21 protein-coding genes and 1 tRNA gene are annotated in these 22,090 nt (G+C 59.4%); 9 read left to right on the forward strand and 13 right to left on the reverse strand.

The window, feature by feature from the left end:
* Positions 1-168: 168 nt before the first annotated feature.
* From VGG47_RS06945 to rplU, 8 genes are all read right to left on the reverse strand, one after another.
* Complete coding sequence (locus VGG47_RS06945; RefSeq protein WP_331536816.1) at positions 169-966, reverse strand: carbon-nitrogen hydrolase family protein; 798 nt, start codon at positions 964-966, stop codon at positions 169-171.
* 310 nt (positions 967-1,276) lie between these two features.
* A complete protein-coding gene (gene ychF, locus VGG47_RS06950; RefSeq protein ID WP_331536818.1) occupies positions 1,277-2,371 on the reverse strand; it encodes a redox-regulated ATPase YchF in 1,095 nt (364 codons plus the stop codon).
* Positions 2,361-2,948 carry an aminoacyl-tRNA hydrolase gene (gene pth, locus VGG47_RS06955; protein WP_331536820.1) on the reverse strand — a complete coding sequence of 196 codons (588 nt, stop codon included), beginning with the start codon at positions 2,946-2,948 and terminating at the stop codon, positions 2,361-2,363. The genes ychF and pth overlap by 11 nt, the downstream gene beginning before the upstream one ends.
* A 15-nt stretch (positions 2,949-2,963) precedes the next feature.
* On the reverse strand, positions 2,964-3,620 hold the full coding sequence (locus VGG47_RS06960) for a 50S ribosomal protein L25/general stress protein Ctc (RefSeq protein ID WP_331536822.1): 657 nt from the start codon (positions 3,618-3,620) through the stop codon (positions 2,964-2,966).
* Between the two features lie 224 nt (positions 3,621-3,844).
* Positions 3,845-4,960: a glutamate 5-kinase gene (proB, locus tag VGG47_RS06965; protein WP_331536824.1), complete on the reverse strand. Its 1,116-nt coding sequence runs from the start codon at positions 4,958-4,960 to the stop codon at positions 3,845-3,847.
* The gene (gene obgE / locus VGG47_RS06970; protein ID WP_331536826.1) at positions 4,957-5,958 is read right to left on the reverse strand and encodes a GTPase ObgE; all 1,002 of its coding nucleotides are present in this window, start codon (positions 5,956-5,958) and stop codon (positions 4,957-4,959) included. Before obgE ends, proB begins: the two co-directional genes overlap by 4 nt.
* A 66-nt stretch (positions 5,959-6,024) precedes the next feature.
* Positions 6,025-6,294, reverse strand: coding sequence for a 50S ribosomal protein L27 (gene rpmA / locus VGG47_RS06975; protein ID WP_331536828.1), 270 nt, complete (start codon positions 6,292-6,294; stop codon positions 6,025-6,027).
* 19 nt (positions 6,295-6,313) lie between these two features.
* Entirely contained in the window at positions 6,314-6,628 is a 315-nt protein-coding gene (gene rplU, locus VGG47_RS06980; RefSeq protein WP_331536830.1) for a 50S ribosomal protein L21, read from the reverse strand.
* A 234-nt stretch (positions 6,629-6,862) separates the two neighbouring features.
* Between rplU and VGG47_RS06985 the strand changes: the two genes are divergently transcribed.
* The 7 genes from VGG47_RS06985 (at position 6,863) to mobF (ending at position 15,005) form a co-directional block, all read left to right on the forward strand.
* Positions 6,863-6,952, forward strand: a tRNA-Ser gene (locus VGG47_RS06985).
* Between the two features lie 136 nt (positions 6,953-7,088).
* Positions 7,089-8,252 carry a tyrosine-type recombinase/integrase gene (locus VGG47_RS06990; RefSeq protein ID WP_331536832.1) on the forward strand — a complete coding sequence of 388 codons (1,164 nt, stop codon included), beginning with the start codon at positions 7,089-7,091 and terminating at the stop codon, positions 8,250-8,252.
* Positions 8,249-9,208 (forward strand): hypothetical protein, encoded by a 960-nt coding sequence (locus tag VGG47_RS06995; protein WP_331536834.1) that lies wholly within the window; start codon positions 8,249-8,251, stop codon positions 9,206-9,208. The genes VGG47_RS06990 and VGG47_RS06995 overlap by 4 nt, the downstream gene beginning before the upstream one ends.
* Positions 9,209-9,307: 99 nt before the next feature.
* Complete coding sequence (locus VGG47_RS07000; RefSeq protein ID WP_331536836.1) at positions 9,308-9,514, forward strand: helix-turn-helix transcriptional regulator; 207 nt, start codon at positions 9,308-9,310, stop codon at positions 9,512-9,514.
* Between the two features lie 495 nt (positions 9,515-10,009).
* Complete coding sequence (locus VGG47_RS07005; RefSeq protein WP_331536838.1) at positions 10,010-10,372, forward strand: hypothetical protein; 363 nt, start codon at positions 10,010-10,012, stop codon at positions 10,370-10,372.
* Positions 10,372-12,207 (forward strand): type IV secretion system DNA-binding domain-containing protein, encoded by a 1,836-nt coding sequence (locus VGG47_RS07010; protein ID WP_331536840.1) that lies wholly within the window; start codon positions 10,372-10,374, stop codon positions 12,205-12,207. Before VGG47_RS07005 ends, VGG47_RS07010 begins: the two co-directional genes overlap by 1 nt.
* A complete protein-coding gene (gene mobF / locus VGG47_RS07015; RefSeq protein WP_331536842.1) occupies positions 12,207-15,005 on the forward strand; it encodes a MobF family relaxase in 2,799 nt (932 codons plus the stop codon). Before VGG47_RS07010 ends, mobF begins: the two co-directional genes overlap by 1 nt.
* Here the strand turns inward: mobF and VGG47_RS07020 are convergent.
* From VGG47_RS07020 to VGG47_RS07040, 5 genes are read right to left on the reverse strand one after another with little or no spacing between them, the layout of a single operon-like run.
* A complete protein-coding gene (locus tag VGG47_RS07020; RefSeq protein ID WP_331536844.1) occupies positions 14,973-16,019 on the reverse strand; it encodes a thiamine-phosphate kinase in 1,047 nt (348 codons plus the stop codon). The genes mobF and VGG47_RS07020 overlap by 33 nt on opposite strands.
* Complete coding sequence (locus tag VGG47_RS07025) at positions 16,016-17,167, reverse strand: DNA methyltransferase (RefSeq protein WP_331536847.1); 1,152 nt, start codon at positions 17,165-17,167, stop codon at positions 16,016-16,018. Before VGG47_RS07025 ends, VGG47_RS07020 begins: the two co-directional genes overlap by 4 nt.
* Entirely contained in the window at positions 17,161-18,393 is a 1,233-nt protein-coding gene (locus VGG47_RS07030) for an HD domain-containing protein (RefSeq protein ID WP_331536848.1), read from the reverse strand. The genes VGG47_RS07025 and VGG47_RS07030 overlap by 7 nt, the downstream gene beginning before the upstream one ends.
* On the reverse strand, positions 18,351-19,634 hold the full coding sequence (locus VGG47_RS07035) for a hypothetical protein (protein ID WP_331536850.1): 1,284 nt from the start codon (positions 19,632-19,634) through the stop codon (positions 18,351-18,353). Before VGG47_RS07035 ends, VGG47_RS07030 begins: the two co-directional genes overlap by 43 nt.
* Positions 19,631-20,092 carry a hypothetical protein gene (locus VGG47_RS07040; protein ID WP_331536852.1) on the reverse strand — a complete coding sequence of 154 codons (462 nt, stop codon included), beginning with the start codon at positions 20,090-20,092 and terminating at the stop codon, positions 19,631-19,633. The genes VGG47_RS07035 and VGG47_RS07040 overlap by 4 nt, the downstream gene beginning before the upstream one ends.
* A gap of 208 nt (positions 20,093-20,300) precedes the next feature.
* On the opposite strand from VGG47_RS07040, the gene VGG47_RS07045 reads away from it, so the two are divergent.
* Positions 20,301-20,627, forward strand: coding sequence for a nucleoside triphosphate pyrophosphohydrolase (locus tag VGG47_RS07045; protein ID WP_331536854.1), 327 nt, complete (start codon positions 20,301-20,303; stop codon positions 20,625-20,627).
* Positions 20,628-20,834: 207 nt separating this feature from the next.
* Positions 20,835-21,920: a RelA/SpoT domain-containing protein gene (locus VGG47_RS07050; RefSeq protein WP_331536856.1), complete on the forward strand. Its 1,086-nt coding sequence runs from the start codon at positions 20,835-20,837 to the stop codon at positions 21,918-21,920.
* Positions 21,921-22,090: the final 170 nt, after the last annotated feature.

The raw sequence follows: 22,090 nt of genomic DNA on the forward strand, positions 1-22,090 counted from the left end.
GGCCCTGGTGTCAGAGAAGGGAAAGGAAAGGGAAGGCTACTTTTTGTGAACAAAAAGTAGCAAAAAAACTTTATTAATCTGGGTTACGGGCGTTGTCGGCGACAACGCCCGTAACCCAGATTAATAAAAGTTTTTGCGCCGCTTTTTTCAAAAAGCGGCTTCTTTCTTTTAGTGCCGGCTGGTCGCCAGGGGCGCGTATAATTCCGGCCTGCGGTCCGTGAGCAGCGGGTCGGCGCGGCGGATGGCGGCGTGATGCGAAGGGTCGGTGCTGGCGAACAACAGTTCCTCGCCGTGCCTGGCCAGTGCCAGGACCGCGCCGTTCGGCCCGCAGATGCTGGACTGGCCGATATAGGTGAGCCCGTTCTCTGTGCCGGAATGATTGGCGTGAGCGAGATAGACCTGGTTTTCGAAGGCGCGGGCCGGGATGATGTGGCGAGCGACCTGGTCGTACGGTTGCATCAGGGCGGTCGGCACCAGGATGAGGTCGGCGCCGGCCAAAGCCAGGCGGCGGGCGGGTTCGGGGAATTCGATGTCGTAGCAGATCAGCAGGCCGAGTTTTGCGCCGCCGACGGTGGCGAGGGGAAACTCCTGGCCGGTGACGCCGAACATCGCGCGGTCGAGGTCGCCGAACAGATGGGTTTTGCGGTAGTTGAGCAGGATGGTGCCGGTGGCGTCGATCAGCGCGGCGGCATTGGCGATCTGGTCGCCGACCCGCTCAGGGTAGCCGAAAGCCAGGCATATGCCGAGTTTTTGGGCGATTTTTTGCGCCGGGGCGAGGCCCGCCTGGGTGACAGCGTGGCGGCGCGCGGCGGCGGCGCCGATATTGTAGCCGGAGAGGTACATCTCCGGGAACAGAAGCAGCCGGGCGCCGTTGGCCCGGGCTTCGGTCGCTTTCGCCTCCATCAGAGAGAAGGCGGCGTCGGTGTTGTTGATGACGCCGGGACCTTGGTAGAGGGCGAACTTCATGCCCTCATGTTAAACGCAGACTCCGTGCCGTGAAAAGAGTTGTTTTGAATACAAAAAGTTCGAGGCTTGAAACAATCGGGGTCTTTGACCGCCGGGGGCTGAGTTAGAAATAAAAACTCATGATTAGGGCGATAAGACTAGCCCAGGATTACGCAAGGGAAGACTACTTTTTGTGAACAAAAAGTAGCAAAAAAACTTTGTTAATTTGGGCCATGGTCGTTGTCATCGACACAGCCCATGACCCAGCATAGTAAAAAATTTTTGCGCCGCTTTTTTTAAAAAGCGGCCGCTTTCTTATCCGGCGTTAGGATCAGACGTTGAACCGGAACAGCAGCACGTCGCCGTCCTTGACCACATAGTCGCGCCCTTCGATGCGCAGCTTGCCCGCATCGCGGGCGCCGACCTCGCCCTTATAGGCGATGTAGTCTTCATAGGCGGTGGTCTCGCAGGCGATGAAGCCGCGTTCGAAATCGCCATGGATGACGCCGGCGGCACCCGGGGCCTTGGTGCCATTGATGATGGTCCAGGCGCGGGTTTCCTTCGGCCCGACGGTGAAATAGGTGATCAGGCCGAGCAGCGCGTAGCCGGCGCGGATGACGCGATCCAGGCCGCTATCCTCAAGGCCGAGATCGGCGAGGAAGCCGGCGCGGTCGGCCTCGGGGAGCTGGCTCACCTCGGCCTCAATCGCCGCGGAGAGGATGACATGAGCGGCGCCCTGCGCGGCGGCCATGACGGCGACGCGGGCGGATTGAGCGTTGCCGGTGGCTGCCGCGGCCTCCTCGACATTGCACACATAGAGCACCGGCTTGGCGGTGAGCAGGTTGAGGCGCTTGGCGGCCTCGGCATCGGCGGGGGCGACCGCGGTACGGGCGGGCCTGCCAGCTTCCAGCGCTGCCAGGATCGGCTCGATCAGGGCGACATCGGCGGCGGCGGTGCGGTCGTTGCCCTTGGCCTTTTTCTGCAAGGCGGGCAGGCGCTTCTGAAGGCTGTCGAGGTCGGCCAGCATCAGCTCGGTCTCGACCGTCTCGGCGTCGCGGACCGGGTCGATATTGCCCTCGACATGGGTGATGTCGTCATCCTCGAAGCAGCGCAGCACATGGACGATGGCATCGACCTCGCGGATGTTCGCGAGAAACTGGTTGCCGAGGCCCTCGCCCTTGGAGGCGCCGCGCACCAGGCCGGCGATGTCGACGAATTCCAGGCTGGTGGGCACGGTCTTCACCGATTTGCCGATCACGGCCAGCGCGTCCATGCGCTTGTCCGGTACGGCGACGCGGCCGACATTGGGCTCGATGGTACAGAAGGGATAGTTCGCGGCCTGCGCGGCCACCGTGGCGGTGAGCGCGTTGAACAGGGTGGATTTGCCGACATTCGGCAGGCCGACGATACCGCAGTTAAAGCCCATTTTTCTGGTCCCCTGTACGCAGAGCGATTTTGGTCATGAAGTCTTCAGGTTTGCCGGCGGCGAGCAGGCCGGCCTCGTCGGCCACGGCGTCCAGGCAGGGCAGAAGCCAGTCCAGGTCGGCCTTGGAAAAGTCGCCCAGCACATGGCCGGTGACACGCTCCTTGTGGCCGGGATGGCCGATGCCCAAGCGCACCCGCCAGTAATCCGGCGTGCCGAGGCGCTGGTCGGTGCTGCGCAGCCCGTTATGGCCGGCCGCACCCCCGCCGCGCTTCACGCGGATTTTGCCCGGGGCGAGGTCGAGCTCGTCATGGAACAGCGTGATGGCGGCAGGTGGAATTTTGTAGAAAGCCGAGGCCGCCTGCACGGAGTCGCCGGAGAGATTCATATAGGTCATTGGCTTCAGCAGAAGGATTTTTTCGCCTGCGATCTGGCCTTCGGCGGTAAAGCCCTTAAAGCGCTGCCGCCATGGCGCGAAACCATGGCGGCGAGCGATCACATCAACGGCCATGAAGCCGATATTGTGGCGCTGCCGCGCCATGCCTGGCTCCGGGTTACCGAGCCCGACCCATAACAACATGGCGCGGCGGCAGCGTTATTTCTTCTTCGGCGCGGCCTTGCCCTTGGCGGGCGCGGCAGCCGCCGCCGCGGCGGCCGCAGCGTCTTCGGCCTGAGCCTCAGCCGAGACGGTCGGCGGGGCGAGGGTGGCGATGACGAAGTCGCGGTCGAGGATAGTCGGACGGGCATCGCCGGTGCCGACCAGGTCGCTCCAGCGGACGTTGTCGTTGATGTCCAGCGCGCCGAGATCGGCCTCGAACTTCTCCGGAATGTTGTCCGGGTCGCAGGCGACTTCGACGCTGTGGCGCACGACGTTCAGCACGCCGCCGCGCTTGATGCCCGGCGAGGTGGTGTCGTTGAGGAACACCACGGCGACGGAGACGCGCACGCGCTCACCGGCGGCGAGGCGCTGGAAGTCCACATGCTCGGGCTGGTCGGTGACCGGGTGGAACTGCACGTCGCGCATCAGGGCGCGGGTCTTCTGGCCGTCGGCCTGAATTTCAAAAAGACGCGAACGCCAGCCGCCACGCTTCAGCTCGCGCATGACAACGCGCGGGTCGAGAGCGATCAGGGTGGGCTCTTGCTTGGCGCCATAGATTACCGCAGGCACTTTGCCTGCACGCCTCGTCGCTCGCGCCACCCCCTTGCCGGCACGCGAACGCGACTCAGCTTCGATGAGTTCGAAATTGGCCATGTTTACGCTCCTATAAATAACAAAAGCCGGCCTCCAGGGGTGCCGGCGCGCGCGGTGTAGCGGATTTAAGGGAAGAGAGAAAGGGAAGGCTACTTTTTGTGAACAAAAAGTAGCAAAAAAACTTTTTTATGCTGGGGCATGGGCGTTGGCAGCGACATCGCCTCAGGCCCAGCATAGCCAAAAGTTTTTGTGCCGCTTTTTTTAAAAAGCGGCTGCTTGTTTCCTTAAAGCAGCACCAGGTCGTCGCGGTGGATCATCTCATCCCGCCCGCGGAACCCCAGCAGGGACTCGATATCCTCCGAGCGATGCCCGGCGAGGATGGCGGCATCGGTGCTGGAATAGGCGGCGAGGCCGCGGGCTAAGCGCGTGCCGGTGAGGGAGAGTACGTCGACCGCGTCGCCGCGTTCGAAACTGCCGGAGACGGCGGTGATGCCGGCGGGGAGCAGCGACGAGCCTTTGGCCAAAGCGCGGGCGGCGCCGTCATCAATGGTGAGGGCGCCTTGTGGGGCGAGATGGCCGGCGATCCAGTTTTTCCGCGCGCTGCGGCCTTCGGGGGCGGGCAGGAACCAGGTGCAGGGGGCGCCGGCCTCGATGGCGGCGAGCGGGTTGGGGCGGTGGCCGAGGGCGATGGCCATGGCCACGCCGGACTGGGTGGCGATGCGCGCGGCCACCAGTTTCGTGCGCATGCCGCCCGAGGAATAGCCGGGCGGGGGCTCGCCGCCCATGGCGTCGATTTCCGTGGTGATGGCGGCGACCACGGGAATGTGTTCGGCGGCGGGATTACTGCGGGGGTCGGCCGTGTAGAGACCGTCAATGTCCGACAACAGGATCAGGACGTCGGCTTGCACCATCTCCGCGACGCGGGCGGCCAGGCGGTCATTGTCGCCGAAGCGGATTTCCGCGGTGGCGACGGAATCGTTCTCGTTGATCACGGGGATGCAGCCGAGGCCGAGCAGGGTGGAGAGGGTGGCGCGGGCGTTGAGGTAGCGGCGGCGGTCTTCGGTGTCTTCCAGCGTGATCAGCAGCTGTGCTGCGGTGAGGCTTTTGGCCGAGAGCGCGTCCGACCAGGCCTGGGCGAGGCGGATCTGGCCGACCGCGGCGGCGGCCTGTTTTTCCTCCAGGCGGAGCTTGAGCGCGGTGAGCTGCAGTTTTTGCCGCGCCAGCGAAATGGCGCCCGAGGAGACGACGATGACCTGCACGCCGCGTGCTGAAAGTGCGGCGATATCCGCGGCGATGCCGGCCAGCCAGGCGTCGCGCGGGGCGGCGGTAGTGGGATCGACGATCAGCGCGCTGCCGATTTTCACCACCACCCGGCGCGCGGCGGCCAGCGACGGGGTCATGTCTTCCGGGACTCGGTGATGATGTTCTGCAGCGCGCGCAGCACCTCGGGCACGCCTTGACCGGAGACGCCGGAGGCGACCATGACGGTGGCGCCGGAGGCTTTGGCGAGGGCGGAACGGCGGGCGGAGAGTTCGCGCGGGGTCATGGCGTCAGCCTTGTTGAGCACGATGATCTCCTGCTTGTCCACCAGCCCGCCGCCATATTCGGAGAGTTCGTGGCGCACCGTGCGCCAGGCATCGACCACGTTGCCGGCGGCGCCGTCGACCAGGTGCAGCAGCACGGCGCAGCGCTCGACATGGCCGAGAAACCGGTCGCCGAGGCCGGTGCCCTCATGCGCGCCCTCGATCAGGCCGGGGATGTCGGCGAGGACAAATTCCTCGGACATGGACAGGCGCACGACGCCGAGCTGCGGGTGCAGGGTGGTGAAGGGATAGTCGGCGATTTTCGGGTTGGCGCCGGAGACCGCCTTCAGGAAGGTGGACTTGCCGGCGTTGGGCAGGCCGACCAGCCCGGCATCGGCGATGAGCTTCAGGCGCAGCCAGACCCAGCGCTCCTCGCCCGGCCAGCCTTTGTCGGAGCGGCGCGGGGCGCGGTTGGTGGAGGTTTTGAAGCGGGCGTTGCCGAAGCCGCCATCGCCGCCACGCAGCAGCACGATGCGGCTGCCGGGCTTGTCGAGGTCGGCGAGCAGGGTTTCCCGGTCGTCATCGAAAATCTGCGTGCCGATCGGCACCTTGATCAGCAGCGTCAGCGCGGCGGCGCCGGTGCGGTCCGAGCCAGAGCCGTTGCTGCCTTTTTTGGCGCGGAAGTGCTGGGTGTAGCGGAAATCGATGAGGGTGTTGAGATTCTCGACCGCCTCGAACACGATGTCGCCGCCGCGCCCGCCATCGCCGCCGTCGGGCCCGCCGAAGGCGACGAATTTTTCGCGCCGGAAGGCGGTGACGCCGTCGCCGCCATCACCGGATTTGAGGTAGATTTTCGCCTGGTCGAGAAACTTCATTTTTGTACTCAGCCAATAAAAAAGGCCGGCGGGTGCCGGCCTTTTTATGCGTGGTGGAAGGCCAGCTTACTCGGCGGCAAGCTTGACCGGGGTCACGGAGACGTGGACCCGGTCGTCGGATTTGCGCTCGAACAGCACCTTGCCGTCGGACAGCGCGAAAATCGTATGGTCGCGGCCGACGCCGACATTCACGCCGGGCTTCACCTTGGTGCCGCGCTGGCGGATGATGATGTTGCCGGCGACCACTTCCTGGCCGCCCGACTTCTTCACGCCAAGGCGGCGGCCCGCGGTATCGCGACCGTTACGGGATGAACCGCCTGCTTTCTTATGTGCCATATGAGGGTGCTCCTAAACTTCAGGCCGCGTTGATGGCGGAGACGCGCAGCACGGTGACGCACTGGCGGTGGCCGTTCTTGCGGCGGCTGTTCTGCCGGCGGCGCTTCTTGAAGATGATGACCTTGTCCAGACGGTCCTGCGCGATCACGGTGGCGGTGACCGAGGCGCCGGCAACCACCGGGGCGCCCAGCTTCAGGCTGCCCTCGCCGCCGACGGCGAGCACATCGGTGAAGGTAACGGTGCTGCCGGCTTCCGCCTCCAGCTTCTCAACCTTCAGCACCGCGTCAGGCGTGACGCGGTATTGTTTGCCGCCGGTGCGGATCACTGCGAACATGGGTTTCAATCCAATCTGGTGTCGTCATAAAAGAATGTACGCGGCAAGGCAGGGCCTCGCCGCGAGCGAGCGGGTTATAACGGGGCGGCGACGAGTGTCAATGTATTTTGCACGGTTTATCGACGCCCAGGCAGTTGCGGGGCGCGCGGCTGCCCCCTATAAGCCGCCCGGGGATCAGACGGATGGCCCGGCGAGGCGGCGTTACGATGCGGCGCGCAGGGGAATCCGGCTCCTGGAGAGGTGCCAGAGTGGCCGATTGGGGCAGTCTCGAAAACTGTTGTGGGTGCAAGCCTACCGTGGGTTCGAATCCCACCCTCTCCGCCAGCCCTATGAATTTCCAGATATCATAACATATGAAAAGCGGCTGATTCTAGCCGATTTTTGGCGTTTTTGTGTTGCAGCCGGACGCATCCCGTTGCATCGTATCCCGCGTGTCATGTGGTAATATGTGTGGGATAATATGGGGAAGCTTTCCGCCTCCACAGTAAAGGCTGCGAAGGAGCCGGGTCGCTACGGCGACGGTGATGGCCTCTATCTAGTCATAAGCCCAAGAGGGGGTAAATCCTGGGTTTGCCGGGTCCAGAAGAGTGGTAGACGCCGGGACGTTGGCTTGGGGAGCGCCAAAAAGGTGCCGTTGGCGTTAGCCCGAGAGCGGGCAGCCAAGGTCCGGGTGCAAATTGAGGCCGGAATCGACCCAATCGCCGAGCGGCGCAGGGACGCGGGCATTCCCACATTTCGCGAAGCCGCCGCGATGGTGTTTACCGAAAACAAAGCTAGCTGGAAAAACAAAAAGCATCGGGCCCAATGGTTGTCCACGCTTGAGGCATACGCCTTCCCAACGCTGGGCGAGATCTCCGTTGCCGCGATCGACGGCCACCATGTCCGTGACGCGGTGATTTCCATCTGGCTCGAAAAACCGGAAACGGCACGGCGCGTGCGTCAGCGGATCAACACGGTGATCGATTGGGCAATTGGCAAGGGATATCGGACCACCCCCCTGCCGATCGCGGCAATGAACAAGTCCTTGCCTAGGCTGAAGACCAATGGGGCGCATCACAGTGCCCTGCCTTACGCCGAGGTTCCGGCTTTTATCAGCAGACTTCGCGAGCGCGAGTCCGTGGGCCGCCTTGCATTCGAAGCCCTCATCCTGACAGCCACCCGTTCTGGCGAGGTGAGGGGCGCGACGTGGGATGAGGTCGACCTGGAAAATGGCTTATGGACGGTCCCCGCGGAGCGGATGAAGGCAGGGAGGGAGCATGTGATCCCGTTGTCGTCTCCTGCCAGAGCTGCCTTCAAGCGAGCCCAGGCGTATCGGGAAGCGCGCAGCCAACTGGTGTTCCCCGGTCAGCGGGGCGGCAAGCCGCTGTCAGATATGACATTAACTAAGATATGCCGCGATGCTGGGATCGACGCCGTACCCCATGGCTTCCGGTCTTCCTTCCGTGACTGGGTGGCCGAGGAGACCGATTTTGACGGCAACATCGCCGAGATGGCGTTGGCTCATGCGATCGAGAACAAGGTCGAGGCTGCCTACCGGCGAGGCAACCTTCTCGAAAAGCGCAAGACGCTCATGGAAGCCTGGGGCGCATATTGCGGCTCAAAGGGAGAAGAAATCAGACCATGATGATAGAAGTAAAAAGACTCAGCGATGTCGCGGCTGGCTACGCAGCATTTCAGGATATCGAGGCGGGGCAGCGGCAGGTTGAGGCCATCGTAAGGACGCTTCGCCGCCGCCTCTGGGTATTCGACAGCGTTCGGGCGATCGCTTTCATCCTGGGGGTGATCGTCGCGGTCGGCGGATTTTTAGTCATCGTGTATGAAGCTCCCCATTCAAGCGGATGGGTTGCGAATTCCCTAACCGTGGTGGGGACTTGCGTTGCAATAGTGAGCTGGTTTAGCGGCCGATTGCTCCAGACCCGCAGCCGTTTTTTTGTCGGTCGAAAATATGATTACGCCCTTCCGGAAAGAATCGAGCTGTTGCTCGGAGAACTTGCGTTAGGCCGGATGCGTGCTCTGCTACCCGCGAAATACGGTTCCGTCAGCACAAGCGCATTGCGAACTGTCGATGGTCAGCTCTTCGACACAGAGATCGCGCCGAGCACCTTCGCCAACCGATATGCTCCCCTTCTGTTGTCATCGGACCCGAAGGCATTCCTCAGCCTATGGATGCCGGTCGGCAAAGCATTCAGTCGCCCTATCTATGTCGTTCGGGAATCTGGGCAACAGGTTGAGGGCGAAGCCCCTTGTGATAATCACGATCCTCGCGACCAATGGTTGGTCGGCGGCACATTGCTGGATTTTGAGCGGGGGCGCGAGGCTTTCATTGCAGCAAAGATACCTGCCCATAACGCGGGTTGGTTCCAGATAGTCCTGACGGTCGGCCGCCGCGAATTGCGGAAAGGGCGGCAGCGAGGCGCGCAACAGCGGGCCATTGCCGTCATTCAGAGTGAGTTGAAAGGGCAGCTTGGCAGTGACCGGGGGCCAAGAGGCGGCGATTCGGAGCATCTCATTAAGCAGCTTCTACAAGGCCGCCATGGGGATACGGACATAACGGGATATTTCGCAGGCCCTTCTGCCTGACCTTTCCGTCCGCCGTTGGATAAATTCGGATATGGCGATTTTCCGCCGTTTTGGCCCGGAATAGCCTCGTTGCATCACCCCTAAATAGGACGATGCACGATGAGCCAAAATGCCCCTTTGATCCTGCTGCTGACCATTGACGAGGTAATGAAGGTCACCGGCTACAAAAGCCGCTCGACCATATATCGCCTCATGCATCAAAACCGTTGTCCGCCCCCTGTGGTGATAGGTGGCGGTCGGGTGCGCTGGCGAGCCAGTGAGATTGAGCACTGGCTTCAGGCACTGCCTACCCAAACCTATCCGTAAACCGAAAGCACGTTGCGGGCCCTGCCTTTTGAATCGGCTGGCCTCTCCGCGCCATCGCCTCTGCCTCCCCCCTCCCCCTATCTAATTCCAAAATCGCAGCTTTGCGAAAGGATACCCCATGCCCATTTTCTGTGACGCCATTGGCATCATGACTAGCTCGTGGTGTGTGCGTTACCCAGTTAAGCCGCACTTCATCACCTCCTACTCGTTCTCCCTCAAGATCGACGCCGGACATAGGTACATTGGAAATCGGTCGAGCGATGGACCAAAAGGCCTCACCGCGACTGTGCCAGCCTCCCAGGCAGCGAGGCTTGTTGGCCACGATGCTTCGCATCGAGCCAAGAGGAAAGGAACACACCTCACGCACTGGCCTGCGGCGGATTTTTTGGGGTCGCCGAGAATGCGATCCGGGGGCGTCGTGCTGGCCCATACCGCGTCCCGCGTATTTCCGAGACTGGTCGCGGATGCGCGGCGGGTGCGGGCAGGAGGTGGACGATGAGCCACGTTCAGCATTCCGTGCGCCTGCCTTTGGCGCTCGATAAGGCGCTCCGCCAAGCCGCCAGGAACCGCGAGACCAGCGTGTACGCGCTACTGCAACAGTGTGTGCGAACCGGGATCGCATCGCTATCCGGCGAACAGACCGCGTCCCAGACAAACGCTGAGATGGCCCACGAGATCGGTGCGATCAGTGCCCGGCTGACTCATGTCGAGCGATTAACCGAGCGCAGCCTTTACGTCGTTTGCGCGGCTTACGCCTTCGCCCGTGTCGCCGCCGGTCCCCGCGCCGATGAAATCAAACTCACCTCAGAAATTAACGCCGCCTTCGCGCGGCAGCTCACCCTTGCAGGAGAAGTATAATGTCCAACACCAAAAATCGTCGCGCCCACGCAGAGGCATTGAGGGCGAGGGAGCGTGCTAATGGCAATGCCCGCCTGCGCCTCGCCGCCAGGGTGCTCGCCGCCAGCGCGGTGACGGGAGCGCTGGTCTTGGGCTATGCAACCACCGGCGCCGAGCAGATGCAGGTGGTGAGCAAAGTCGCACTAGCCAACTTAAGCGCATTCATGTTGGCGGACACGCCTGCCGATCCGCCGATGAACATCACCGAGCAGGGCCAAGTCTATCGCTATGGCGTCAAGGAATGGGCTACGGTCCAAGGTTTGAACGCAGAGGCCGTCGCCTTTGCTGAACGCCTGGGCTTAGGAGGTGCGCTGGGCTTGGGGCTGGGTAGTGCTGCCCTGTGGCTAAGTGCAGGCCAGCGTCGTCGCAAGCGGGAAGAATTGTTGGCCGACCGAGTGATTGCAGGCACCCGGATCGTTAGTGAGGTCGAACTCGCACGCACGACCGCCACCATGTGCAGGGCCAATGCCCTGCGGCTTGGCTGTGTTGCCATCCCTTCCGCCTTGGAAACCCGCCACGTTGCCATGAACGGCACTACGGGCGCGGGCAAGACTACGGCGCTGCGCCAGCTCTTGGACATCATCGAGGCGCGCGGCGACGCGGCACTGGTCTATGACACGTCCGGCGAGTTCATTGCCCATTACTATGATCCTTCACGCGGGGACGTGATCCTCAACCCGTTCGACCGCCGAGGAGCGTTTTGGAACCCCTTTGCTGAAATGTCCCACCCAGCCGATGCTGACCGGATCGCCCGTTATCTCATCAGTGAGACGGGCGATCGTGACCGGGATGTCTGGTTGGAAACCGCCCGCATTCTCGTCGCCAACATACTGCGCTCGTTATGGGCGGAGAGACGAGGCACTCTGCAGGCGTTGCTTGACGCGCTGCAATCTATGCCGCGCGCGGAGTTGGAGCGCTGGCTCGCCCACACATCTTCGGCGCGCACGTTCGCCGAGGATGCCGACCGCGCCACGGGCAGCGTGCTGTTCATGCTCGCCAAGGCCGTCAACCTGCTCATGTTCCTGCGCGCCGCACCGCCCGAAGGCGGAACCGGGTTTTCCTTAGCCGGTTTCTTCAACGAAATTGATGAACGCAAGGGTAGGCGGCCCTGGATATTCGTGCCGAGGAAGGAGGATTATTTCGAGGCGATGAAACCCCTGATGGCGCTCTGGCTCGAATGCGCGGCCTCCGCCACGCTGGGACTGGTGCAATCAGACACACGCCGTCTGTGGTTCGTTCTCGATGAGATCGCTGATTTACCGCGCGTCGATAATCTGGCCCGGTTGCTGCCAGAGGGCCGCAAGTTTGGCGCAGGTGTTATTCTCACTTTTCAGGCAATTGGGCAGATGCGGGGCCGCTATGGCAACGAACGCGCCGAGGCCATGCTGGGCTGCTGCAATAGCAAGCTGTTCCTGCAACTGGTCGATCAGGAGAGCCGCGAATGGGCATCGAAGACCATCGGCAACGTCGAGGTGGAAATCTCAACTATATCCGATACGCTCGATCCCAAAACGGGCAAACCGAACAGAACATTGAGCACCACACGCCAAGTACGGGCTGCTGTATTGGAAAGCGAATTGCGCCTGCCCAAGCATACCGCCTATCTGCTGTTGCCCGATGGCCTGCCCGTTGCGAAAGTTATGCTGACGGATGACCATATCCGTGCACGTGGCCCCGCCCGCCATCCCCGCTATGAGCCGGTTGACCTCTCCGAAACATTATGGAGCCGCTCGCAGCCCGACGATGAGGGCAACGCTTCCACGCCCAGCGCGACGGCTGGGCGTGGGCCGGTGTAATGGTCGCCACCATATCGGCGCTGTCGAGTGCAGCCCAGGCGGCCAACTATTATGAGGCGGACGATTATTATGCCGAGGGTGGGCTCGCTCCTTCCGAATGGCTGGGGGAAGGAGCGAGGGAACTGAAGTTGGCCGGTGCCGTCGATCGGGAGCAGTTTGCCCGGCTTTTGGAGGGCAAGGTCGCGGGCCAGGAGCTTGGCACGATGCGTGACGGCGAATGGGAGCATCGGCCGGGCTGGGATGTGACGTTCAGCGCACCCAAATCCGTCTCGATCATGGCCGAGGTGGCGGGCGACCGCCGCCTGGTCTCGGCTCACGAGCGGGCGGTGAGAACCGTGCTGCAGCTGGCGGAGACTCATCTGTCTGCCACCCGCATTCGGGAGGATGGCGCGGTCCGGCGAGAGGCAACGGGCAACTTGGTCATCGCCTCTTTCCAACATGGCACCAGCAGGGCGCTCGACCCGCAGCTGCACAGCCACAACATTATCCTCAACATGACGCGGGATGAGGCGGGCCAATGGCGCAGCCTGGAACCGCGTGCCTTCTACCAACTGCAAAAGCAGTTGGGGGCGATCTACCGGCAGGAATTGGCAGATGAGGTGCAGCGCCTCGGTTACTCGATTGAGCGCGGTAAGGACGCGACCTTCGAGATTGCCGGGATCGGCGAGCTGACTGTGGACGCATTCAGCCGTCGCAGCACGGCCATCGAGGCCCGGCTTGCCGAGCGGGGCACCAGCCGGGCGCAGGCCAGCGCCGCAGAAAAGCAGATCGCGGCGCTCGATACACGGTTGGCTAAGGAAGCCGTGCCCCATGCGGAACTGGTCGATGAATGGCGGAGCGTTGCCGATGCCGCCGGCTGGAATGAACAGGCGCGGCGGGGCATGATCGCGCAGGCCGAATGGCGGACGCAAACCGCCGCCTTTGGTGGAGATAAGGGTTTCGCGCGCGAATTGGCTGCCGACAGGGCCGTGGCGCAAGGGGCAGCCATGCTGGGGGAAAGGCAATCCGTCTTCGCCACGACCGCGCTGCATGAGGCGGCGGGGCGGTTTGGCATGGGGCGCATTGGGCATAGCGACATCGCCGTTGCCATCGTCCGCGCCGAAAAGGCTGGTGCTTTGCAATCACGCGAATGCCTTGACCGGCGGGGCGTGACCTTCGAGGGTTTCACCACTGCCGCCAATATTGCCAACGAGACATCGATGCTTCGACTGGAGGCCCGGGCCCGCCACCAGGTGGAACCTATCCTCTCCCCGATAGCCGCTGCTCGTGCTGTTGCCGAAGCCGAGCGACGCGGTGCAATGCAGGGGCATATCTGGACTGACGAGCAGCGGGTTGCAACGGGGCAACTTTTCTCCAGCCGCAACCGCATTATGGGCTTGCAGGGTGCGGCCGGCACAGCCAAGACCTCCACTGTTTTGACAACCATTGCGCGGGAGGCCGAGGCGCGGGGCATCCAAGTGACGGCACTCGCCCCCACCGCTTCGGCGGCGCAAGTTTTGGGTGAGGCGCTTGATGCCCGTGCCGACACTCTGGCGCGGCATTTGTTAGCGCCGGGCCGTCCCTCGGCCAGCGAGCGTTTGTGGATCGTGGATGAGGCATCGCTGATCCCAACGGCTGATGCTGCCAAGCTGTTAAGCTTGGCAGAGTCGCACCGGGCGCGGGTGCTGCTGGTCGGAGACTCAGCGCAGCTCGGCTCCATCGAAGCGGGGGCCGCGTTTGCCCAACTTCAGGGGGCCGGCATGGAAACCGCCCGCCTCACCCAAATCCTGCGCCAGACCAACGAGCAAGCCCGAGCGGCCGTGGAAGCAAGTCTAGCAGGCGATGCAAAGAAGGCTTTTGCCGCTCTGGACGGGGGTGGTGGCCGCATAGTTGAGCAGGCTACCCGCGAAGCTCGCTTTGCCCGGATCGCCGAGGATTATGCCGCATTGGACGCCAAAGAAAGGCACCGGACGCTGGTGATCGAGCCATCACGCGAGGGGCGTGATGCGCTGACCAAGGAGATACGCCAACGCCTGGCAGAAACTGGAGCGCTGCACGGCCTCGGGATCGAGGCCACCCGGCTGGTGCCCCGAGACCTCACCCGTGCCGAGGGCAAAGACCCGCACAACTATGCCATTGGCGACACTATTCGCTTCACCAAGGACTATGCCGACAAAGGCGTGTCAAAGGCGCAAGCCTACCGCGTGACGGGTATCGACACCCACAAGGCGGCGATCTTGCTTGCCGATCAAAACGGTAGGACGATTGACTGGCGGCTCCGGCAATGGGGAGCGGCACAGTCCCAGGCCTTCACCACCGAATCGATTGAACTGCGTGCGGGTGACAAGGTGCAGTTCACCCGCAATGACCGCACCCAGGGCCGGATCAACGGCCAGCAGGGCGAGATCATTGCCGTCAATCCCGACGCGCGTAAGGCCACGCTGCGGCTCGCCAGTGGTAGGATTGAGCCCCTAGAGCTAGATAATCCGCGCGACCAGCATGTTGCCCATGCCTACGTCGCGACGGTCTTCGCCGCCCAGGGGCGTACAGCCGACCGGGTGCTGGTCCATGCCGACAGTGCCTCGAGCCAGTTGATCGATCAGAAGAGCTTCTATGTCGCCTTATCTCGTGCCAAGGAAAACTCTGCTATCTATACAGACGGCCGCGCCAAGCTCGTTGCCGCTCTACAGGACCGCAATGGTGTAAAGCAGATCGCTCTAATGGTGCGTGCTAACACAACTATAGTGGGCAATTCTCCTGAAGCAGTGATCGGAGTTTCCAAAGGTTTAGGAAAAAGCGCTCGATTTGGGCTGGTTTGACGGCAGAGGAAAAGTGTTCAGCAACCTTCGATACTCATCAATGCCCTTGTCAAACCAAGAATCCACAGCGAACCTTTCAGACTCCAATCTCTCAAGTGGAACTTCCGAGGAACCAGACGAGAGGAACACTCCTTTTCGACATTCCACGAATTCACCGATGACAGTTGCCGGCGTGCCGAGCCGATTCAATAATGTTAGTATGGCTTCAATTCGATCTGGCTCGACCGCAGCCACAACGGTCCAATCGCCCCAACCCATCCAAAACCTTTCGGGGCGTTCGCATAGCCCGCCGTGTGACGTCGCCATGGTGTCTAGCCAGATACACAGTCCGAGCTGATTAACTCCGGCAAGTTCGACCAGCGTCGGAGCCAACCCATCGCTAGTGTCCATTGCACATCTAAGTAATCCTTCAGAGTGGAGGCGGTGAACAATTTTGGCCTGCGATACCGGAGCGAATATTGGGCTACTCGTCCGATCCACTGTTAGTCCCAGTCGGATGCGTTCGGCGTCTGCCCAAAATCGCCCCCCCTCGCCAATGACGAGTAGTCGGTCGCCCGGCTTGGCTCCCCGCCTAGAAAGTGGCGAGCGTTCCGATACGCCAATAGCGGTCCCTATGCCTGCCACCGAGTTGGCTTCACGTAGGTTTCCTCCGACGTACTCAAGTCCATTGGCAGCACAAGAGTCACGAATCCCTTCAAGAAGCCTATGAAGATCACGGATAGGTAGGGTCGGCGGCATTTCGAGCGCTGCCACTAATGCATGCGGAACGGCACCCGAAGCAGCAATGTCAGATGCGTTGATCGTGACTAGGAGCCACCCAACCCAGTAAAGATCATGATCCCCACCAATGATCCGGGCCGCCGGAGGAGGCGCCGGATCAGTGGTTACAACGATGTGTCCTTTAAGTCGGCCCAGATTGGCGCAATCGTCACCAGCTGCAGAAACGTACTTTGGAATTATCTCGCGTAAAATCCTTCGCTCGCCGAGATCTCGCAGGATTACTTCTGCACTCATTTTTTTCGGATTACCAAAATAGTCTCCTGAGCCAAACTAGGCATCTGGCGACGACCGATAGGAATGCTGCGGTGCCTCTCAAGATGCAGCAAGAATCCTACCGATTTTAGATTTTCTATGAAGCGGGTTTGAGCATCGGGCCGAGATGGCGATTGTCCAAAAACGATGACTGCCGTGGCGTCATTTTTCATTACACGGTGAACCTGTCGGAAGACGGCATCGAGTTCCTGTAGGTAGTCGTCAAGGGCGGTTACCCGGTGTCGCTTGCTTCGCGCACCAATTTCCCGTCGACGGACAGGCTCGATCTCCAGCCCATTCCACTCCATGGTCAAACGCTGAGCCTTTACGTAGTCGGCTACGCCGAAATAGGGAGGCGATGTGACGACGCAGTCAACATGTTTGTCCGGTAGCTCAGTAAGCGCCATAGCGGCGTCGCTGTTGATGATGGCGGCCTCCGGAAAGCTTTGGCTAGGAATAGGGGCGCGCTCGTTGTAAGCAGCGCCAAAGCTCTCCAACGCCGCCAAGAACAGTCCTCGCGCGTCAGGCTCCCGGTTTCCTTTTGGGCGCGTGTTGTCACAGACGTAGCCCCAATGCCTATCTTCGCGACAGGCGGCGAGAAGTATCGACGAGAAGCAAGCCTGGGCAATCACTCCCCCGACGCCCGGAATTTCGTGGACCACGGTCCAAAGTCGGCGAAGAGCTGAGAGGGTACTTGGCATGTACCACTTCTCACCCTGAACCAAAGGCGGTGCCTCAGCTGCCGCTATACTGTCCCACGCCCCGCGAAGTTTCAGGAGTAGTGTATCCACCACCGCCTTGATTTCAGCGTGGCTTTGAGTGAACGTCTTCGCTCGTCCGAGTAGACAAGAAATCGGATTAATATCTATCCCAATCGAACGACGGCCTAGGCGCTGGGCCTCGACGAGCGTGGTTGCCGAGCCCATGAATGGATCGAGCACGAGATCTCCTGGAGCACTCAGCCTACCAATGGATAGTGCCGGAATCTGCGAGGGGAACCGACAGGGATGCCAGTGGATAGCGGAAAATGGGGACTCGCTAGCCTGGGCAGGGAAGTCCCAGTCGATCTCACCAAATCGGCGGAAGATCGCACGTGTCTCTTCGGCTGCTGTGCTGTGAGCTCTTAACATTGCCTGCCTTCAAACCAATTAAGAAAGTGCGATCCCATCTTCTCTGGAGATTGCCTGCATGATCCTCCTCCGAATCCATATAGTATAAGGCTATCGGAAGTCGTGCCGACGGACCACTTTGAGCCAGTTTCTGGGTCAATAGCGATAATTTGTTTTTCGAATGTGCCCTTATCGCGCAGACAATACCCGTAAGGGTGAGGCACGCGGCGCTCCTTCAGGAATTCAGCTATCAGCCTGGTCAGCTGATTCTTCGAAACACCAAAAATTGGGTGTGCTTTGTCTTTGACGTGCATCAGAAGGTGCATCTGCGGCAATGGGCCAAAGAAGTCGCGCTGCAGTCGCGTCTTGGCCTCAGACGACATGTCTCGGAGAACGTTTATAAGCTCGTAATCCGTGTAGTTCCAGTCCATTACTGAAAGTATACCGGTCTCAAGCGCCTCGCGTATGAGCGTGGATAGGACAGCTTGGCCCGCTACCGTCGGTCCGTCGAATACGATCACTTCATAGGCACGCCGCCTAAGAGCTGCCCACTCCTCAAGGTTTCCGCGCTGCTTTTCGGGAAGCAGTACGGGAGCGGTGGAGTCGGCGCCTAACGACGCGGCAAGTTCAAACACGATGCCTAGGTCAAAACGGTTTCCAAGCATCCAACTCATTCGCGCTACGTTATCGAGGTTATCAAAATCGACGGATCCGAATACTAGTTTTGAGGCGGGATGACGGCGCTCAAGGATTTTGAGTACGGTCACGAAATCAATTCCTGATGTCCGACACAGCTTCTCAAACATAGGTACTCGCGACGCGTAGAATTGGTTAATACTACCGTCGACATGATGCTGTTTGGTTAGAACCGAAGGCAGCACAGCCTCGTGATTCCAATCGAACCGATCGTTCAACTGATATTCAAACAAGTGAGCAAACGCCGGGGTGCCAACATCATGGACGATGATGCTGGCGAGAAGAGCGCGAAATTCGTCGTCACCGAAGTTGAGCAGTGGATTCAACACTGCTAGCCGCAAAACGCCCAACGTATGCGAGTAACGCCTTACTTCCGCAAGACCAGAGAGCGTAGGCGAGTTTATGTTGATCAGCCGCACTTCCGTTAAGCGACGGAATTCCGGCGCGTTAAGAAGGGGGCCAAGGAATGCCGGTAGATTAAACTTACCATAAAGGGTATCGTAAATGATCACCCCTTTCGTTTCCAAAGCATGCGCCGAAATAATGTCCACCCCTTCGCTGGGACGGCGAATATCAGCGTGACAAAAAATGACGCAATTAGCTGTATCCGATCTTCGTGTTTGGTCACGAAAGCTACGAGCGGAGTCGCAGACTTTCCAGCGAAATGTGCCACAAATTTTGTATCCAAGGCGGGAAATGCAAGGAGTACGGCAAAGAGAAGGCAACCCAGAGCTGGGAGCCAAAAGTACCACGTTAATTGCACAAAAGTATTTGTTCGTATGAAATTATACACAGGGGAGAGTAAGCGCGTTCCACTCCAGCTAGCCTCTTCCGCCGCGATCATCTCTTCATAGGCCAGAGCATACATTGCTTGATCAACTGTCGAAGAAAACCGGGCAGTGGGGTTGCTCTTATACGGATGGCCATCGGACAATTCCGACAATTTTCGAATTGCGTCGGAGCGCAACGTGGTTAGGCGTATATTTTCCCAGAATTTAGCTTTGGCGCCGAGTCCCATAATGAGGACCGCCAATGGATAAAAGGCTGGAAAGCAAAGATAGTCTCGCGATTGCACCTGTTCGCTGCCTTTGCGTTCCTCATAGTCGTAGAATGAAATCAACTCCTCTCTGTTGACTGCAGTATTAGAAAGAATCTCTAGCCCCCTGGCGTGCAACCCCGGGACAGAACGGAAGTCCTTACGGCACGCAATAGCTGCCGCTATACCCACGATAGGTAGGAGAGATGTCGCGCCGCTTGGCCCGCATCTTTCTGCGAGCCATCTTGCTCCCTTTTCGACAGCGGGCTCATAACCGCCGCAGCGTCTAAGCGCCAGGATTACCCAGGCGGTTGCGTCCGGTTGTCCACCGGCTGATGATGCTGCATGAGCGACTGCATCGTCCCACGAGCCGTCGTCTTGTTGCCGTTTTATAAGCTCGCCCGTAATCTCCTGCCGCAAGGTAACTAAGGCGGTGTCAGAAGCCTTAGCCAACGCGAGCGCTGTAAATGCCAAACGGACATTTTGCGGGTACATCTTACCATTCGGCTTCTCGTCCCAAAATTTCTGAAGCCGCGCTTTAACTCGAGGATCAATCGCCTGGGTGGGAAATGCAACTTGGCTAACGAGCACGCCGGCAGCGGTGCCATACGGGCCAATCTGAAACACCGGCGATGTTGCATCGATAAACTGCCCCCAGCCAGCCAAGTTGGAGTCACTTGGCTCCCTCCTAACGTGATCATTTATGAGCTTACTTATACTGAGGAGGTTATGCCGTAGCTTGTCGATGTCGGTCACGCATCTTCCTCCAGCGCGGCCCGGATCGACGTGGCCATGACCTCTGCTTCGGCTTTCCGTGGATTACGACGCCAATCAGCTACATCAATTTCCTCGGCGGCCACGGCGGCCAGCATCCGCGCCAATTGACGCGGCGTATTTAACGGACCGTAATGGATGTTGTACTTGGAGGAACTGCTTGAGACGAGCATATAGGCGTCTTTACCAGCTGCATACTCAAGCGCTGACCCAAGTGTCGGAAACGTTGCGCATTGCGCGTAATAGCTATGCGCTTCGTTGAGACCTCTTCCCCCCAATGCGAACAGTAGGGCGTGGGCATGGAAGCAGTGCGCTTCGTGCTGATCTTCGTCCCTACAGACCGGTACGCGGCCGTGCTCTGTCATCAGAAGCGGGCCGCGCACCGCTTCAATCCTGTGTCGCAACGCCACGATTTCTACGACAGCCGCAGGATCGGCCATTGCCAAGTCTGCCAGAGACGGCATATGTGTTCGGCTCGCAATCATCGCGTACGTGGGAGTGATGGGGCCTAAGCCTACCATAAATTGAATCGAAGCGTGCGTCGCAATGACGAGGCTCGGATCTGGTTCACAAAGAAAACAGTGGGATTGTATCACTCTAAAATTGTAAACGCTCTGGTAGCAGCCGGCAATACGGGTGGGGGTGACGTTGGAGAAACTTGTCAGGGACCGCATTCCGGAACTGATGCGCGAAGTGGGGGCTGTCGGACGTTTCAGAGTCGCGGAGCCGACGGAGAGGCTGAAGCTGCTGCTTGCCAAGCTGATAGAAGAGGCCGCCGAGCTTGAACGGGAGCCGGGCCCTGGCGAATTGGCCGACGTAGTTGAAGTCTTGCGGGCCATTAAAGGCGCATTGGGCCTCTCGGACGCAGATGTAGAAAACGAACGAACCCGCAAGGAGCGCGCTAGAGGCGGGTTCAGGGATGGATTCGTGTTGTTGCTAAACGATATGGAGCAGTCAGAGCGGGAACTGCCGTGAAGATTCCGTGAGCTCACCCAGTGTGACAGGTATATTTTCGCTATTGTGCACTTAACGTACCAATAGCAAAAAAAGGAATATAATCCTGTGAGTGCATTTGGGTATGGACGGATTTCACAGACTCGGGTTGCTGCGTCAGATATGCTCTTAGCATATAACGCATGGATGATGGGTGAGGTACGAGCCCATAGTCACGGGAGCATTCGATTGGGCAAAGATACGGCGAATAATTATCCTGGCGGGTCCAAAAGCCGCGTAACAAAAGCGGGGGCAAATGTTCGTGCAAATTGTGCCACGTTAGAAGACTTAGCCGTAATAAATATTTGGCGTGAGGCGCACCGGGGAGTTTTGAATACGTTTCAGGCTCTTCTAAGATTTAGAGCCGCTCGAAGCGGTTTGAAGGTAATCGTCGCCCAAAGGCATAAACGCAAACATACTATCTTTGACAAGCTTCTCCGCCTGGACAAGATGGAATTGGCGAGGATGGACGATATCGCTGGATGCCGGCTTATATTCAACAGTCTGAGTGACTTGTACCAGTTTAGGAACGAGGTTCACAAAGCCAAGTTTAGGCATAAACTGCGCAATCAGGAAAACATCGACAAATATGATTATATCAAAGGCCCAAAAAAGACCGGATACCGTGGCATTCATGATATCTACGAATACGATGTAAATTCAGCGCGTGGCAGGGACAATAAGGGTCTATTTGTTGAATTACAGTACAGAACATTTCCGCAGCATGCGTGGGCAACATGTGTAGAGGTCATTGGGTTTATTACGGAAAGTCAGCCAAAGTTCCAGCAGGGGGATAAGCGCTACGAAAAAGTTATGGCTTTAGCGAGCGAAATTCTTGCTCGCTATTGTGAAAATTCAAAATCTTGTTGCCCTGACTTGTCAGACGAGGAATTAGTCAAGGAATTTCTTATTCTAGAAAAAGAATTGAACCTTTTGCCACTATTGCGAAGCCTAAATGCCGCCGATAGGCCAGTTTCGAAAAAGAAGAATGCAATTCTTATATTCTCGTCAGAAGGCGCTCTCGAAATAAGAGAATATCGGGATGCGCCAGATGCTCTACGCGCACTGTTTATTTTAGAGAATGAAAATGTCGGAAAAGATGTTGTTCTTGTTCGCGCGGATTCAAGCGACGAAGTAAGGATTGCATTTAAGAACTACTTTTCCGATGCAACGGAGTTTATAAAACTGGTCGAAGATGGTTGTCACAAGTTGTCAGGGTGGCAACCTCTGACGGTTGACGAGCGTAAGCGCCGCCATAGGAAAGTAGTCAAATGAGCGCGAAAGATAAAAATGTAGCAGATGAAGAAGCCGACCGCCTCCGGGATGAGGTGATCCGGCGCATGGCCAATACTAAGCCTAAGCCTAAGGGGGCGTCTGGCTCAAAGCCAAAAGAGCCCAGCCGCCTACCTGACGATGGCCAGAAGGGTGATTAACGCCAAAAACCC

This window comes from Acidocella sp., assembly GCF_036489515.1.
In the GTDB taxonomy this organism is placed as follows: Bacteria; Pseudomonadota; Alphaproteobacteria; order Acetobacterales; family Acetobacteraceae; genus Acidocella.